This is a genomic window from Aeromonas sp. 30P (genome assembly GCF_051919805.1).
GTDB lineage: Bacteria > Pseudomonadota > Gammaproteobacteria > Enterobacterales > Aeromonadaceae > Aeromonas > Aeromonas veronii.
The window spans coordinates 4,405,197-4,420,868 of record NZ_JBQBEA010000001.1 but is presented as its reverse complement, the minus strand read 5'-3'; the positions used below and the strand labels follow the sequence as shown (position 1 = coordinate 4,420,868).

General features: G+C 60.8%; 15 protein-coding genes and 1 pseudogene. 9 read left to right on the top strand and 7 right to left on the bottom strand.

Annotated features, from left to right (window positions below; genetic code table 11):
• Positions 1-2,519, top strand: a pseudogene (locus ACTG2B_RS20950) (class I adenylate cyclase).
• Between the two features lie 67 nt (positions 2,520-2,586).
• Here ACTG2B_RS20950 and ACTG2B_RS20945 read toward each other — a convergent pair.
• Complete coding sequence (locus ACTG2B_RS20945) at positions 2,587-3,240, bottom strand: alpha/beta hydrolase (RefSeq protein ID WP_429121059.1); 654 nt, start codon at positions 3,238-3,240, stop codon at positions 2,587-2,589.
• Positions 3,237-3,551, bottom strand: coding sequence for an iron donor protein CyaY (cyaY, locus tag ACTG2B_RS20940; protein ID WP_021231825.1), 315 nt, complete (start codon positions 3,549-3,551; stop codon positions 3,237-3,239). The genes ACTG2B_RS20945 and cyaY overlap by 4 nt, the downstream gene beginning before the upstream one ends.
• 73 nt (positions 3,552-3,624) lie before the next feature.
• On the opposite strand from cyaY, the gene lptM reads away from it, so the two are divergent.
• The 6 genes from lptM to ACTG2B_RS20910 all read left to right on the top strand — a co-directional run bounded on the left by lptM (position 3,625) and on the right by ACTG2B_RS20910 (position 8,560).
• Positions 3,625-3,801 (top strand): LPS translocon maturation chaperone LptM, encoded by a 177-nt coding sequence (gene lptM, locus ACTG2B_RS20935; protein ID WP_019444858.1) that lies wholly within the window; start codon positions 3,625-3,627, stop codon positions 3,799-3,801.
• Between the two features lie 32 nt (positions 3,802-3,833).
• Positions 3,834-5,084, top strand: a complete 1,251-nt coding sequence (gene lysA, locus ACTG2B_RS20930; protein ID WP_088868282.1) for a diaminopimelate decarboxylase — start codon at positions 3,834-3,836, stop codon at positions 5,082-5,084.
• 160 nt (positions 5,085-5,244) lie between these two features.
• Complete coding sequence (gene dapF / locus ACTG2B_RS20925; RefSeq protein ID WP_005336371.1) at positions 5,245-6,075, top strand: diaminopimelate epimerase; 831 nt, start codon at positions 5,245-5,247, stop codon at positions 6,073-6,075.
• A 91-nt stretch (positions 6,076-6,166) separates the two neighbouring features.
• Positions 6,167-6,847 (top strand): DUF484 family protein, encoded by a 681-nt coding sequence (locus ACTG2B_RS20920; RefSeq protein ID WP_162504495.1) that lies wholly within the window; start codon positions 6,167-6,169, stop codon positions 6,845-6,847.
• A complete protein-coding gene (gene xerC / locus ACTG2B_RS20915) occupies positions 6,840-7,817 on the top strand; it encodes a tyrosine recombinase XerC (RefSeq protein ID WP_439996771.1) in 978 nt (325 codons plus the stop codon). Before ACTG2B_RS20920 ends, xerC begins: the two co-directional genes overlap by 8 nt.
• Before the next feature lie 32 nt (positions 7,818-7,849).
• Positions 7,850-8,560 (top strand): HAD-IA family hydrolase, encoded by a 711-nt coding sequence (locus tag ACTG2B_RS20910; protein WP_439996770.1) that lies wholly within the window; start codon positions 7,850-7,852, stop codon positions 8,558-8,560.
• Positions 8,561-8,636: 76 nt separating this feature from the next.
• Here ACTG2B_RS20910 and ACTG2B_RS20905 read toward each other — a convergent pair whose 3' ends face one another.
• Positions 8,637-9,035: an STY0301 family protein gene (locus ACTG2B_RS20905; protein WP_115521625.1), complete on the bottom strand. Its 399-nt coding sequence runs from the start codon at positions 9,033-9,035 to the stop codon at positions 8,637-8,639.
• Positions 9,036-9,080: 45 nt separating this feature from the next.
• Positions 9,081-10,607: a cyclic nucleotide-binding domain-containing protein gene (locus tag ACTG2B_RS20900; RefSeq protein ID WP_268011553.1), complete on the bottom strand. Its 1,527-nt coding sequence runs from the start codon at positions 10,605-10,607 to the stop codon at positions 9,081-9,083.
• A gap of 145 nt (positions 10,608-10,752) precedes the next feature.
• Here ACTG2B_RS20900 and ACTG2B_RS20895 point away from each other — a divergent pair, with 145 nt between their 5' ends.
• Positions 10,753-11,136 carry a hypothetical protein gene (locus ACTG2B_RS20895; protein ID WP_040069030.1) on the top strand — a complete coding sequence of 128 codons (384 nt, stop codon included), beginning with the start codon at positions 10,753-10,755 and terminating at the stop codon, positions 11,134-11,136.
• A 12-nt stretch (positions 11,137-11,148) separates the two neighbouring features.
• Here the strand turns inward: ACTG2B_RS20895 and ACTG2B_RS20890 are convergent, their stop codons facing one another.
• Both ACTG2B_RS20890 and yjgA read right to left on the bottom strand, forming a co-directional pair.
• The gene (locus ACTG2B_RS20890) at positions 11,149-11,931 is read right to left on the bottom strand and encodes a gamma-glutamyl-gamma-aminobutyrate hydrolase family protein (protein WP_201980184.1); all 783 of its coding nucleotides are present in this window, start codon (positions 11,929-11,931) and stop codon (positions 11,149-11,151) included.
• Positions 11,932-12,327: 396 nt separating this feature from the next.
• Positions 12,328-12,852 carry a ribosome biogenesis factor YjgA gene (gene yjgA / locus ACTG2B_RS20885; RefSeq protein WP_005336359.1) on the bottom strand — a complete coding sequence of 175 codons (525 nt, stop codon included), beginning with the start codon at positions 12,850-12,852 and terminating at the stop codon, positions 12,328-12,330.
• Between the two features lie 114 nt (positions 12,853-12,966).
• Between yjgA and pmbA the strand changes: the two genes are divergently transcribed.
• The gene (pmbA, locus tag ACTG2B_RS20880) at positions 12,967-14,310 is read left to right on the top strand and encodes a metalloprotease PmbA (protein ID WP_439996769.1); all 1,344 of its coding nucleotides are present in this window, start codon (positions 12,967-12,969) and stop codon (positions 14,308-14,310) included.
• 87 nt (positions 14,311-14,397) lie between these two features.
• Here the strand turns inward: pmbA and murA are convergent, their stop codons facing one another.
• Positions 14,398-15,654 (bottom strand): UDP-N-acetylglucosamine 1-carboxyvinyltransferase, encoded by a 1,257-nt coding sequence (gene murA / locus ACTG2B_RS20875; protein WP_005336355.1) that lies wholly within the window; start codon positions 15,652-15,654, stop codon positions 14,398-14,400.
• Positions 15,655-15,672 lie beyond the last annotated feature (18 nt).

Below are 15,672 nucleotides of genomic sequence, written 5' to 3'. Positions count from 1 at the left end.
TTGCAGGAACACATCGATACGCTGGTTGCGCGTTATGACGACATTACCCGTCTCAAGACGCAACGGGCGTTAGGCCTCATGAGTCGCTATGGGCAGCAGGTATTCCAACTGCTGCCTGTCATGCTGCACTTCAATCATCCCCTGCTGCCCGGTTATGTCTCCGGTGATGTCCCTCATGGCATCTGGAGCTTCAGCGCCACCGCCGAGCAGCAAGCCTTTATCGATGACCTCTGCCGCAACGCCAACTGTCAGAGCGGTCTGGCAACCCATGATCGAGCCATTCAGGGGCTCTACTCCATGGGCAGCACCTCCTCCATCGGTCAATGCTGTCACTCCGATCTCGATATCTGGGTCTGCCACGTGGCCGGTTTGTCGCAGGAACGGCTCGATCTGCTGGAGCTGAAATGCCAGCAACTCTCCAAGTGGGCCGAACAGCGCGGGGTCGATCTCAACTTCTTCCTGATCCCGGAAGACAAGTTCCGCCAGACCAACGATGCCCAGATGCAGGGGGAGAGCTGCGGCAGTGCCCAGCACCTGCTGCTGCTCGACGAGTTCTACCGCAGTGCCATGCGTATCGCGGGCAAACGCTTGATCTGGTATCTGGTGCCCACCGAATGTGATGATCACTACGATGCGTATGTGAACGAGCTGTTCGAGAGCGGCAAGCTCAAGCAGGACGACTGGCTCGATCTCGGCAGTTTTGACCGTATTCCGGCCGAAGAGTATTTCGGCTCCGCCCTGTGGCAGCTCTACAAGGGGATCGACTCCCCCTACAAGGCTGTGCTCAAGTCGGTGCTGATGGAAGCCTACTCCCACGAGTATCCCAACACCCGTCTGCTGTCGATGATTGGTCGCGACTGGTTCCAGCACAATGAGGGGATGCACTATCGGCTCGACAACTACTGTCTGATGCTGGACAAGGTGACCAACTACCTCAAGTCCATCGGCGACATGGCGCGGCTCGATCTGGTGCGCCGCTGCTTCTACCTCAAGGTGTGCGACGGTCTCAGCCATCCCAGGATGATCACTCCCCTGAGTGGCGTCGCGAGCAGATGAGCCAGCTGGTCTCCTACTGGGGCTGGAGTCAGGACAAACTTTATCAACTCGATCATCGCCACGAGTGGAAGATCGAAGAGGTGAAGATCGCCCACGCCGAGCTGCTGGAAGCCCTGATGCAGAGCTACCGCAACCTGATCCAGTTCGCCCGCCGCAACAACATCAGCGAGTCGATCAACCCGGAAGATATCGGCATTCTGTCGCGCAAACTCTACGCCGCGTTCGAGAGTCTGCCGGGCAAGGTGCAGCGTATCAACCTCAAGATCGCGCCGGATCTGAGCGAGCCTGATCTCAGCTTCGTGCAGGTGCCGCATGGTCGCCTCAACCGCGCCGGCTGGTATCTCTACAAACATTCGCTGGAGCCGGTGGACATCATTGGCCGCGCGCCGCTGGAGTTCAATGGCTACATCAGCAAGCTGGTCTCCTGGGCCTACTTCAACGATCTGCTGACACCCCAGTCGCGGGTGCACCTGTTCAATCAGGGCTCGGATCTGCACATCGACAATCTGCACCAGTTCTGCCGCGATCTCTCCGGCTGCTTCCCCGAGAAGTACCCACTGGCCACCAACCTGGCCCTCAGCCGGCCGTGCGAGATCCGTCAGCTCTCCATCTTCCTCAATCTGGAGATGGACCCGACCAGCCACTGGGTCGGTCAGGTGATCGAGTTTGACGCCAATACCGTGGATGTCTTCTCGTTCGGCCGCAATCAGGAGTGTCTGGTCGGCTCGGTGGATCTGGTCTACCGCAACTCCTGGAGCGAGATCCGAACCCTGCACTTCCAGGGGGATGAAGCCGTGGTCGATGCCCTCACCACCATCCTCGGCAAGATGCATCAGGATGCCGCCGCCCCCGAGATGATCGAGGTGTTCTGCTACAGCCAGCACTTCCGCTCTCTGGTGCGCTCCCGCTTCCAGACCCTGGTGGCGGAGTGTATCGACCTGCGCCTTGCCCGCGACAAGCAGCAGCTGGTCAAGACCATGGCCCTTGGCCGCGAGAAGTACGGCATCTTCTTCGAGCGGCGCGGGGTGTCGGTGAAGAAGCTGGAAAACGCCATCGATTTTTACCGTCACATCTCCCACAACAAGCTGGATCACCTGCCGCTGCGGCTCGACAAGACCCACAGCCAGCATCTGCCGAGCATCGTCGATGCCTACGCCAGCGAAGGGTTGGTGCAGTTCTTCTTCGATACCCGGGATGCGGGCACCAACATCTATATCCTCGATGAGGCGAACCGGGTGGAGATCTACCAGCACTTTGCCGGCAACAAGGATGAGCTGGTGGCGGGGGTCAACCGCTTCTACACCTCCAATCACGAGCGGTTCAGCGATGATGGGCAGTTCATCAACTTCAACCTGCCCCAGTACTACGAGATAGTACAAGTGAATGGCGAGCTGGATGTGATCCCCTATCGCAGTCAGGGCACTCTGCGCGAACAGGTGTCGCCCACCCGGGAAGTGGGCTGACCCGTCAGTTGGAATCGCCATAAAAAAACGGCCTGCAGATGCAGGCCGTTTGCTTTATCGGGGTAGCTTAGGCCGCGAGGCGGGCCAGCAGCCAGCGGCGAATGTCGCCGAGTTGCGGACGGCAGATCTCGTGGCGCATCGGGTACTCGTGCCACTCGGGGGCGAGCCCGGCAGCTTCAAGCCGGTTCTTGGCATCCCAACCGAGCGACAGGCTCACCACATCGTCATAGATGCCGTGCATGTAGCAGATGGGCAGGGTGCGAGCAGCCTCGCTCATCTCGCCGAGCAGCTTGTCTGGGGCTGCCAGATAGGTGGACATGCAGAGCAGGCCCGCCAGCGTAGCCTGATAGCGCAACACGGTGAAGGAGGCAATCACTCCGCCCTGAGAGAAGCCCGCCAGCACGATGCGCTCGGGGGCAAACCCGTCGGCCACCAGCTGATCTAGCAGGGCGGCAATCTGGTCGGCCGATTCACGGACATGGGACTCCACGGCCCGCTCGGCGGGATCCTCGAAGCTCTTGATGTCGTACCAGCCGCGCATCTTGTAGCCCATGTTTATGGTGATGGGGCGCTCGGGGGCATCCGGCAGCAGGTGACGCACCGGTAGCTCGGCGGGCAGATCCAGCGCGTCCACCAGCGGGGCGAGACCGGCGCCGGAATCACCCAGCCCGTGTAGCCAGATCACCGCATGACGGGCGCCCTGCGGGTGCAGGTCGATCATGGGAACACCACATCTTCGCCCGCCTGGGCGGTGCAGGATTGGCTCAGCAGCGCCTTGAGCTCGTGGCCGAAGCGGTTGTCGATCCAGGTGTCACCCTGCAGTTCGAAGTGGAAGCCGTTCTCGCGGGTGGCGACCCAAATCTGGTGCAGCGGCTCCTGCTTGTTGATGATGACCTTGGTCTTGTTCTCGAAAGAGAGGGTCAATACGCCGCCGTTGCGTTCGCAGTCGATATCCGGATACCCCTCGTCGAGCGTGTCTTCCACATATTGGAAAAAGGCGTCGGTCAGGGCGTGATACTCGTGATCCTTCATCGGTTTATCCTGTTGCTTTTAACAATGTGAGTGCGATTATAGAGGGCCAAAAATTTTTTCGCAGCGAACCATTATGATCACCCAGTTCACCAAGTGTCTGCTTGCCACTCTTCTGTCCCTCGGGTTGGCCGCGTGCGGTCTGAAGGGGCCGCTCTATATGCCGCCCCCCGAGCAGCCACAGAGCCAGAGTACACCGCAAGCAGCTCCGCCTGCGACCACTGAGGCTGCCACCGAGGCCGCGCCGCACTAATGCCGCACCCATTCTAGGAAGGAACCGCCCCCTTGGATCACTTTAACTACGACGCCGACGGCCAGCTTCAGGCCGAGCAAACCTCGCTGCAACAGCTTGCCGAGCAGTACGGTACCCCGCTTTACGTCTACTCCCGTGCGACCCTCGAGCGCCACTGGCACGCCTTCGACAAGGCCGCTGGCGATATTCCCCATCTGATCTGCTATGCGGTGAAGGCCAACTCCAATCTGGCGTTGCTCAATCTGCTGGCCCGTCTGGGTTCGGGGTTTGACATCGTCTCCGGTGGAGAGCTGTCGCGGGTTCTTGCGGCGGGCGGTGATCCGGCCAAAGTGGTCTTCTCTGGGGTCGCCAAGAGTGAAGCGGAGATGCGCCTTGCGCTGGATAAAGAGATCCTCTGCTTCAATCTGGAGTCGGAAGCCGAGCTGGAGCGCCTCAATCGGGTGGCGGGCAGCATGGGCAAGAAAGCTCGCGTCTCGGTGCGGGTCAATCCGGATATCGATGCCGGTACCCACCCCTATATCTCCACCGGCCTCAAGCAGAACAAGTTCGGCATTCCCATCGAGCTGGCGCCCGCCATCTATCGCAAGGCGGCCGCGATGGCGAACATCGAGATCGTCGGGGTGGATTGCCATATCGGCTCGCAACTCACTGAATTGAATCCCTTTATGGAAGCGGCTGACAAGTTGCTGCGGCTGATCGACGGTCTGGCGGCGGAAGGCATTCATATCCATCATCTGGACGTGGGCGGCGGCCTTGGGGTCAACTATGGTTCCGAGCAGCCACCCCATCCGACCGAGTATGCCGAAGCGCTGAAGCAGAAGCTGGCGGGCCGGGATCTGACCCTGCTGTTCGAGCCGGGCCGCGCCATCGTCGCCAATGCCGGCGTGCTGCTGACTCGGGTCGAGTATCTGAAACCGGGCGAGACCCGCAACTTCGCGCTGATCGATGCCGGCATGAACGACATGCTGCGCCCCTCGCTCTACGGCGCCTGGATGAACATCATCGAGGTGGATAGCCGTGCCGGCCATGCTCCCGCGATCTATGACGTGGTGGGCCCGGTGTGCGAGACCGGCGACTTCCTCGGCAAGGAGCGCACCCTGGCCATTGCCGAGGGCTCCCTGCTGGCAGTGCGTTCGGCCGGTGCCTACGGCTTTACCATGTCATCCAACTACAACACCCGTCCGCGCGCAGCCGAAGTGCTGGTGGATGGTGCCGAAGCACACCTGATCCGCGAGCGTGAGCAGTTGGCCGATCTCTGGCGCGGTGAGCACCTGCTGCCCTGATGCAGTAGATAGAGATGACAGAATTTTACAGCCCTGACAGCACAGGAGCACAGGAGTACGCGATGTGTACAGATTGTTCCAGGATGCATGGGGCTGTGGCCAATGACTTCATAGTGGTTGATGGTGAGTATTTACAGCCCTAACAGCACAGGAATGCACGATGTTGATAGATTTTTCCAAGATGCATGGCTTGGGCAACGACTTCATGGTGGTGGATGGCGTCACCCAGAAGGTATTTTTCAGCAATGACGTCATCAAGAAGCTGGCAGATCGCCACTTCGGGATCGGCTTTGACCAGCTGCTGCTGGTGGAGCCGCCCTATGACCCTGAACTCGACTTTCACTATCGCATTTTCAATGCCGATGGCAGCGAGGTGGAGCAGTGTGGCAACGGTGCCCGCTGTTTTGCCCGTTTCGTGCGTCTCAAGGGGCTGATCAACCGGGATCGCATCGCGGTCAGTACCGCCCGGGGTCGCATCGTGTTGCAGCTGGAGGGGGAGAATCAGGTCACGGTCAACATGGGTGTTCCCCAGTTTGAGCCGGGCAAGATCCCGTTCCGGGCCCAGAAGGCGGAAAAAACCTATCTGCTGCGGGCGCAGGAGCATACCGTGATGTGTGGCGTGGTCTCCATGGGCAATCCCCACTGCGTCATCGAGGTGCCTTCGGTCGCCGATGCACCGGTCGAGACGCTGGGTGCCATCATGGAGCGCCACGAGCGTTTTCCCGAGCGGGTCAACGTCGGTTTCATGGAGATGGTCAACGCCACCGAGATCAAGCTGCGTGTATTCGAGCGGGGCTGTGGCGAGACCCTGGCCTGCGGTACCGGTGCCTGTGCGGCGGCGGTGATTGGCATCAGTCAGGGCAAGCTCAAGGAGCGGGTCACCGTCAGTCTGCCGGGCGGCAAGCTGACCATCGCCTGGAAGGGGCCGGGCCAGCCGGTCTATATGACAGGTCCCGCCGAACATGTGTTTGACGGCCAGATAGAGGTTTAGCCGATAAAGGTTCAGGTACGGGGGGCGTTGGCCCCCTTTGCCCATGATGTCGGGGCAGCGAGCCCCATTTCTCTGATGGATCAACCAATTTATGAGCGAACTCAAACGGCAGGAGCAATCGGTGGATGAAGCCACTGTGCTGGAGTACCTGGCCCGTTATCCCGAGTTTTTCCAACGCCATGCCACCGTGCTGGACCGGATCCGCATTCCCCATGAACGCAAAGGGTCGGTCTCGCTGGTCGAGCGTCAGCTGGAGCGTCAGCGCGAGCGGATCGAACAGCTGGAGCAGGAGATCACTGAATTGATGGGGATCGCCAGCGAGAACGAGCGGATCTTTCGGGTCTATGCCGATCTCTACGGCGAGCTGTACGGTTGCCAGACCCTGTTCGAGGTGAGTGCCGTGATGGGCAAGGCCTTTGTCCAGCGGCTGCGCCTGACCGGGCTGCGGCTCTGGCTCAATCCCAAGAAGTTTACCCTGAGCGGGCCAGAGCAGCGTTTTCTGGCGCAGGGCAAGCAGCTCGAATCCCTGCTGGGTCAGCGTCTGCCGGGGCAGGATTACTACTTTGGCCGCCTGAGCCAGAGCGAGAAGCAGGCACTGTTTGGCCACGATGTACTGGTCAACTCGGTGGCCCTGATGCGGCTCGGCGATCTCGGCGTGCTGGCCTTCGCCAGCTCGGATCCCGGCCACTTTACTCCCCACAACGACACCCTGCTGCTGGGCCAACTGGGGCGCCTGCTGCAACTGCGTCTGCCCGAGTTGACTCATGGCTAGAACACCGGCCAGGGCGCTTGCCAAAGCACCCGTCATCGCACCGCCATTGCCCGCGGCACTGGCGGACGAGCTGGCGGCCTTTATCGAATACCTGAGGGTCGAGCGTCAGCTCAGCCCTCATACCCGCAATAACTATCAAGCCCATCTGGAGGCGATGACCGCCGAGCTGGTGGCCCTCGGGCTCACTGACTGGGGTCGGCTCGAGGCGAGTCAGGTGCGCACTCTGGTGACCCGGATGCACAAGGGGGGCCTTGCTCCTCGTTCCCTTTCCACCAAGGTCTCTGCCCTGCGCAGCTTTTGCGACTGGCAGGTGCGGCAGGGTCGGCTGACCGCCAATCCGGCCCGTGGCATCGTCACCCCCAAACAGGGGCGGCCGCTGCCGAAAAACCTCGATGTGGACGAGATGCACCAGCTGCTCAACATCACCGACGAGCAGGATCCGCTGGCGGTGCGGGATCGCGCCATTATGGAGCTGATGTACTCTTCAGGGCTGCGTCTGGCCGAGCTGGTGGGGATCAATCTGGTGGATCTGAAGCTCGACGACCGTCAGCTCAAGGTGACTGGCAAGGGCTCGCGGGAGCGGGTGCTGCCCATCGGCCGGATGGCGGTCGAGTGGCTGCATAAGTGGCTCAAGGTGCGCCCGCTGCTGGCCGGGGACGAGAGCGAGGCGCTGTTTGTCTCCAGCCGCAAGCAGCGGCTGTCTGCCCGCTCGGTGCAAGCCCGCCTCGATGGCTGGGGCAACAAGCAGGCGCTCAACGCCCACGTCCATCCCCACAAGCTGCGCCACAGCTTTGCCACCCATATGCTGGAGTCCTCCGGCGATCTGCGGGCAGTGCAGGAGCTGCTGGGTCATGCCGACCTCTCTACCACCCAGATCTATACCCACCTCGACTTCCAGCATCTGGCCAAGGTCTACGACAGCGCTCACCCAAGGGCCAAGCGTGACCCGGATGCACAGGACGATGAATAACGGGCCCTGAGTCCCGTTGCAGAGGAGAGTCCATGCACTTCTATCGCCGCTGGCAGCCGGTTGCTGCCATCTCGTTTGACCTCGATGACACCCTCTATGACAACGGCCCCGCCATCGTGCGCGCCGAGCAGTGGATGCTGAGCCATCTGCGCAGCGAATATCTGGCCACCGCCATGCTCGACAAGCCGCGCTGGCTGGAGTTAAAACGCACCGTGTTGCTGGCTAGGCCCGAGCTGCGCCACGATGTCAGTCTGGCGCGCCAGCAGACCATCCGCGCCGCTATGGTGGCGGGGGGCATGGCTGACCAGCAGGCCAGTCGCGAGGCGGAGCAGGTTTTTGCTGCGTTTCTGGCAGAGCGCTCGAAGATCGAGGTGAGCGAGTCCACTCATCAGCTGCTGGCCAGACTGGCTGAACGCTATCCGCTGGTGGTGATCACCAACGGCAATCTGGATCTGGCGCAGGCAGGGCTGGATTGCTACTTCACGCTGGTCTGCAAGGCGGGGGCGGGCGCCAGAATGAAACCGGCACCGGATATGTTTGAGCAGACCCGCAGCACCCTCAAGTTGCCAGCGGGGCGGATCCTCCATGTGGGGGATCATCCCGAGACCGATGTGCTGGGAGCTCGCCTCCACGGTTTTCGCGCCGCCTGGCTCAACGAGCGGCAGCAACCGTGGCAACAGCTGCAACTGTTGCCGGACGTGGAGCTGACGGCACTGGAGGAGCTGGCCGAGCTGCTGCTCTGATGGCGCTGGCGGGTGGCCATGCTCAGGCGGGAATGATTACCGGTAGATGGCTGTTACCGGTAACCATCCAGGATCACTATTTGCGGCAAATCAGCCCGAGCAGGGTGTAGCGATCGCGCTGGTTGACGCGGCAGTAACTGATGCCGACGGGTAGCGCCTGCTGCAGGGTGATGGCGCTGTTCTGATAGCGGCAGACCAGATAGAGGGGGCGAAGACTGCTATCGAGCTGGCTCCAGTAGTGGATCTCGTCGCTGTCGCCATTATCCGGTTTGAGTTGGGCCAGTTCGGCAGGATCTCCATCGAACAGGGCCAGATTATCGAGCCGGTGACTGAGGGTTTCGTCCGGTTTGCCATCGTCATTGCGGGTGAACGCCTGCCAGCCCTGCTGCGGGGTCAGCAGCTGCTGGTGAGTCTCGATGGTGGCGGGACAATCAAATTGCAGGCTGGCGGCAAGGGCCAGGGTGGTCAGTAACATGGCTGCGGTTCTCTCTTCATGTCCTCAATACGATGCCATGCTACGTCATCTTCCGCCGAACAGCTTCATCAGTTTATCAAGCAGATCAAGCTGTTGTGGTGGTTGCTTCATGGCTTCCGCCTCCCGCTCCAGCAGGGCCCGCTGCTCCTGCTGGCGGTCGCTCAGCACCCGGTAGAGGGGCTCGACCAGCGACTCGCGCTGCATCACCAACTCCTGAAACATTGCCTGATTGATGCGATAGGTTTCGACGGTGGCCACCGCCCGTACCGTGAAGGAGCTGGGCTCGCCGGTGAGCAGGCTCAGTTCACCAAAAAAGTCTCCCGCGTTGAGCGTACCAAGCTTCAGCTCTCGCCCCTCGACATTGACCACCATCTCGGCTTCCCCTTTGACCAGCACGAACAGCCAGCTGGAGACATCCCCCTGCTCCAGCATGATGTCGCCGCTGACGAAGGGGGCGAACTTCACCTGATCGGCCAGCTGGAGCAGCTCATTCTCCTGCAACATGGCAAACAGCGGCAGCTTGCGCAGGGTATCGGTTCGTTCGGCGGTGTGGCGTTTGTGGCGGGCATCCAGATGCTGTTTCTCCTTGGCCATAAAGACGTTGAAGATCGGCGGGGTGAGGCGGCGATCGTTGCGACGCAGGGCTGCATCGATCAGGCTGCGCACCATGGAGTCGGTCGGATCGTCGCGAGCCAGGTCGGTCAGCCAGTAGCGCACCGCATAGCGGGCGATGCCCCCTTCGACGTTCATCAGCAGGCAGTCCGGTTGCGGATGCTTGGCGACGCAGGGGAGCTTGGTCTCCCGCAGGGATTTCTCGATCAGCGCGATGATCTGGGTCGGCAGGGTATCCAGGGTCAGATCGAACCAGACCCAGCGCCGCCACTGCAGCGGTTCGCCGCGACGGCGCCCGAGCACGGTGAAGCGCTGTTTAAGCAGGTGGCTGTTGGGGATGACGACAGTCTCCCAGTTGCGGGTCTCGATGGTGGTGGCACGCCAGTTGATCTCCACCACCCGGCCCTGGGTGGTATCGACTTGCAGCCAGTCACCGATGGCGATGGAGTTGTCGAGCTGAATGGAGACCCCGGCCAGCAGGTTGCCCAGGGTGTCCTGCATGGCGAAGGCGATGACCGCGGTGATGACCGCTGAGGTGGTGACTATCTCTCCGAGCGCCATGCCGGAGGCGTAGAGGCGAAACAGACCCCAGCCGATATAGCCGATGGTGATGACGATATCTGCGATGATCCGCGGGATCCGCACATGGCAGAGGGGGAGCAGAAACTCGAACAGCAGGATCCCCCATATCTTGACCAGTATCAGGCCGGCCAGCAGGGTGGAGATCTCGATCAGCAATTGATGGGGCAGCGGCAGTTTGAACCAGCCCCCTTCCAGCTGGATCAGCAGGATCACTACTGCGCTAATCATCACGAAACTGAGTTCGGAGAGCAGCTCCCGTCGCTGTCCCGGACGGCGCCAGAAGTGGATCAGCATCAGGGAGAGGGTGAGCAGGGTCCAGAACGGGTGTTCGCCAATCCAGGTCAGCGTCGGTAGCGCGGTGAGGTTTTCGCCAGCCATAGCAGCACCTTATTGTGGTTTTATTTCCAGCATAGCTGCTGCGGCGCGGGGAAATGGTGCGTTGGGGCGGCAATTTATTTATCCTGTGCAGAACCGGGCAAAGGAGTGCGATTGAGTGAAATTTTCAAAGAAAATCATCTGTTTGATGGCCCTGTTGCCATTGGCTGGCTGCGACCTGCTGGCCGAGAAGTATCGGGTCGAATTCCGGGATGGCTCCTGGCGTGAAATAGCCATTACCCCCTTCTCCAGCGAGGCGCGCTGGCGTGAGGGGTGTGCCACCGGCGAGGTGCTGAGCGACATGAAGGTGCCCATCAAGCGGGGTGACACGGTCAATGGCCGCGAGCAGTTGCTGATTGGCGGCGAGAAGTTCGAGCTGGATGACAACAACCTCTACCGCAGCAACGGTATGGTGTTTGGCCATTCGCCTGACCATATCCAGCGCGGGCTCAAGGGGATGGATATCTGCCGCACCTTGCGCCCCGAGCGGGGTGGGCTGCCTAAGCTCAAGGCGCGCGGGTTTGGCGACTGAATCGATGAGGGGTTAACTCGCTGCCATCAATGCACTGCGTTGGCGGCAGGCATCGCCAAAGGCTTGAAAGATCTTGATGGAGTGGGGGTTTTCATTGGCTTTCCACTCCGGATGCCACTGCACTGCCAGCAAAAAGGGTGACAGTGCGGGAGCATGAAGTGCCTCTATCAGCCCATCTTCGGCGTGGGCCAACGGCTCCAGACCCTTCCCCAACCGGTTGATGCCCTGCCCATGCAGGGAGTTGACCGGAATCTGTTCTTCCCCCATCAGTTCGGCAAACCAGCTGCCCGGCAGCAGTTTGATCTGATGGCTCGGCCCATACTGCTCGTCGACCGGATCGTCGGCATCTTCCCGGTGATCGTCATAACCCGGCTCGTTATAGACCTTCTGATGGATGTCTCCCCCCAGCGCTACGTTGATCTCCTGCATGCCGCGGCAGATCCCGAGGATCGGCAAACCACGGGCAAGCGCTCCCTTGATGAGGGGCAGATCGAACAGGTCGCGATCCCGATCCTGCTGTTTTTCCGGCGTGAGGTTCTCCTGGCCGTAGAGGGCCGGATCGATGTTGGAACCGGCGCCGCTCAGATAGATGCCGTCAGCCAGATCCAGATACTGCTCCAGATCGGCGGTGCCGCAGCAGGTGGGAACCAGCAGCGGGACGCAGTCGCTTATCTCCACCAGCGGCATGATGTATTTGTGGGTCATCACCTGATAGGCGTGGCCGTTGCGGGGCTGGGCGCCCATGGTCATCAGCACGACAGGTTTACGGGTGGCGGGAGGCTGGGGATTTGGCATAGGGCACCTTGATTATCCTTGGCGTTGAAGTCTCATCCTGCGCCTTGGGCAGGCCCTTGCAAACCGACAGGGCAAGGGCATGCCTCAAGGCATGGTCATGGGATCCCGCGTCGGGCCGGGTGGCAGAATCGTTGGTCAGTCTGGGCAGCGACGGCATGGATCCTCTCTTCAGTCTGCCAAGGCCGTTCAATATGTCAAACAAAATGACGCCAAATTGTTAACGGATTTGTCTTGGACTGCTCTGAAGCGGCGATTTAACGGGGCTGTTGAGATGAGCCGTTATGGCTGGGGTAGCAAAATGGTGGATATATTAAACGCGCAGGGGTGGCGGGGTATGGGGAGAGGAAAAGGCATCAATAGAAGCACGCCTCCCCGAGGGGAGGCGTGTTTCGGGGATCACAGCAGGTCTTCGATCTCGCCGCGCAGATACTGGTACATCTCGCGGTAGGCGACCGGCGGCTTGTTCAGCTCCCGCTCCTTGTTGGCAGAGCGGATCAGCTGGCGCAGCTTCTGGCGATCCAGTTCGTGGAACTGGGACATCAGCTCGTTGAGGGCGCTGTCACCTTCGGTGATCAGGCGCTCGCGCCACTGCTCCAGGCGATGCAGGCGTGCATTCACGGTGGAGTGACGGTTCTTGATGATGGAGAGCGCTTCGGCAATCGGCTCGATATCGCGGCTGCGCATCAGGCGGCCGATGAACTGCAGATGGCGACGGAAGGACTCATCCTTCTTCGGCTTGAGTTTGCGACCCAGCTCGACAGCTTCTGCAAGCTCTTCATCCAACGGGATTTTTTCCAGCTCGCTGTGGCTGAGGGAGACGATCTCTTCCCCCATTTTCTGCAATGCTTCGGCATCGCGCTTGAGCTGGCTCTTGCTGGGGCCCCAGTCTTCGAACTCGTTGTCGTCTTGATATTGACTCATCGGTCTCTTGATTCCTGTCATTCACGTTTGGCGGATATGTTACCAGCTTCTCCCGCTGGGCGCAGGGGTCTGATATGCTTACCCCCCTTTCCTTCTTTCATACAGATGTGAGTTATGGATCAGCAAGACCAAATCCGCCAGGATCAAGCCCATCTCGAGGCCGTGGTTGCCGAAGCCCTGGAGATAGCCAAAGGACTGGGCGCCTCGCTGGCCGAAGTCTCCATCAGCAAGCAGACCGGGTTATCGGTGAACACCCGGGGTTGTGAACTGGAAAGCATTGAATTCAATAAGGATGGCGCCCTCGGCATCGCTGTCTATCGCGATGGTTGCAAGGGATCTTCCTCGACCACAGATCTGAGCAAACCCGCCATTCGTGCCGCCGTTGAAGCGGCCATCGAGATTGCCCGCCACACCTCGGCCGATGATTGCGCCGGTCTGGCGGACGCCGAGCTGCTGGCCTGGGATGCCCCCGATCTGCAACTGTGCCACCAAATCGAACTGGATCCCCAGCGCGGGATCGAACTGGCCATCGAGTGCGAACGGCTGGCGCTTGGTCGCGATTCCCGTATCAAGCACTCCGACGGCGCCGGTTTCTCCAGCCATCTAGGCATCAAGGTCTATGGCAACAGCCACGGCTTCGTCAAAGGTTATGCGGCTTCGCGCAACTCCCTGAGCTGCGTGCTGATCGGCGAGCAGGATGGCGATATGCAGCGGGATTACGGCTACTCCTCCAGCCGTACCCTCGACGGGCTTTGGAGTCCGCAGCGCATTGCCGACGAAGCCGTTGAGCGTACCGTCTCCCGCCTCGGCGCCCGCAAGATCTCTACCCGTCATGCGCCTGTGCTGTTCCACCCAGACACTGCCTCTGGCCTGTGGGGCCATCTGGTGATGGCGATCAGTGGCGGCAACCTCTATCGCAAGTCGAGTTTCCTGCTCGACAAATTGGGCAAGCAGATCCTGCCCGAGTGGCTCACCATTCAGGAGTTCCCCCACCTGCTGGGCGGGCTCGCCAGTACCCCGTTCGATGGCGAAGGGGTGCGTACCCGCGACATGGATATTATCCGTAACGGCAAGCTGATGAGCTGGCTGCTTACCTCCTACTCTGCGCGCAAGCTGGGGTTGACCACCACGGGTCACGCCGGTGGCATCCACAACTGGCAGGTCTCCAATACCGGCCAGGATTTTCAGGGCATGCTCAAGGAGATGGGCACCGGTCTGCTGGTGACCGAGCTGATGGGGCAGGGGGTCAATATCGTCAATGGCGACTACTCCCGCGGCGCTGCCGGTTTCTGGGTCGAGAATGGCGAAATAGCCTATCCGGTCGAAGAGATCACCATCGCCGGCAATCTGGCCGAGATGTTCAGCCATATCGTGGCGGTAGGTCGTGACGAGGATGAGCGCTCCAGTCTCAAGACCGGCTCGGTGCTGGTAGAGAATATGAAGCTGGCGGGCCACTGATCCCGGTTTCAACTGAACCGAAACCATGAAAAAGGCCCCCTCGCCAACGCGAGGGGGCCTTTTTATCGGCCAGCGATCAGGGGGCTATCAGCCCTTGATGCGCTCGATGCGGCCACCCAGACCCTGCAGCTTCTGTTCAATGTCTTCGTAGCCACGGTCGATGTGATAGATACGGTCGACGATGGTGGAGCCTTCGGCCACGAAGCCGGCCAGCACCAGACTGGCGGAGGCGCGCAGATCGGTCGCCATCACCTGGGCACCCTTGAGTTGCTCGGTGTCACGGCAGATGGCCACATTGCCCTGCAGTTCGATGTCTGCGCCCATCCGTACCAGTTCGGGAACGTGCATGAAGCGGTTCTCGAAGATGGTCTCGGTGACCATGCCGGTGCCTTTGGCGACGGCGTTCAGCACGGTGAACTGTGCCTGCATGTCGGTTGGGAAGGCCGGGTAGGGGGCGGTCTTGATGGTGACCGGCTTGAGGGTGCGGCCAGTCATGTCGAGGGTGATCCAGTCTTCACCCTTCTCAATCAGGGCGCCAGCCTCTTCCAGCTTGACCAGTACCGCTTCCAGCAGGGTCGGGTCGGTCTTGCGGCAGGTGATCTTGCCGCCGGTGACTGCCGCACCCACTAGGAAAGTACCGGTTTCGATGCGGTCAGGCTGCACACTGTAGTTGCCGCCGTGCAGACGCTCGACACCGTCGATGGTCAGGGTATCGGTGCCCGCGCCCTGGATCTTGGCGCCCAGAGTATTGAGGAAGTTGGCCAGATCGACTACTTCCGGCTCGCGCGCGGCGTTTTCGATCACGGTGCGGCCATCAGCCAGGGTGGCGGCCATCATCAGGTTTTCGGTACCGGTGACGGAGACCATATCCATCAGGATGTGGGCGCCTTTCAGGCGGCCATCGACACGGGCCTTGATGTAACCATCTTCGATGGTGATCTTGGCGCCCATCAGCTCCAGGCCGTGGACGTGCAGGTTGACCGGACGGGCACCGATGGCGCAACCGCCGGGCAGGGAGACATCAGCGGCGCCGAAACGGGCAGCCAGCGGGCCCAGCGCCAGAATGGAGGCGCGCATGGTCTTCACCAGCTCGTAGGGGGCAACGTGGTTGTTTACGGCACCGGTCAGCACGGTGACGTTGCCGTTGACCTTGGTGGTCGCGCCCAGCATCTCCAGCAGCTTGATGGTGGTGCCCACATCTTTCAGGCGCGGCACGTTGGAGAGGTGTACCTCTTCATCACAGAGCAGGGTCGCGAACAGGATCGGCAGGGCGGCGTTTTTGGCGCCGGAGATGGTCACTTCGCCGTTGAGAGTACAACGACCATCGATTTTGAATTTGTCCATTTTTACTTCGTTACCAAA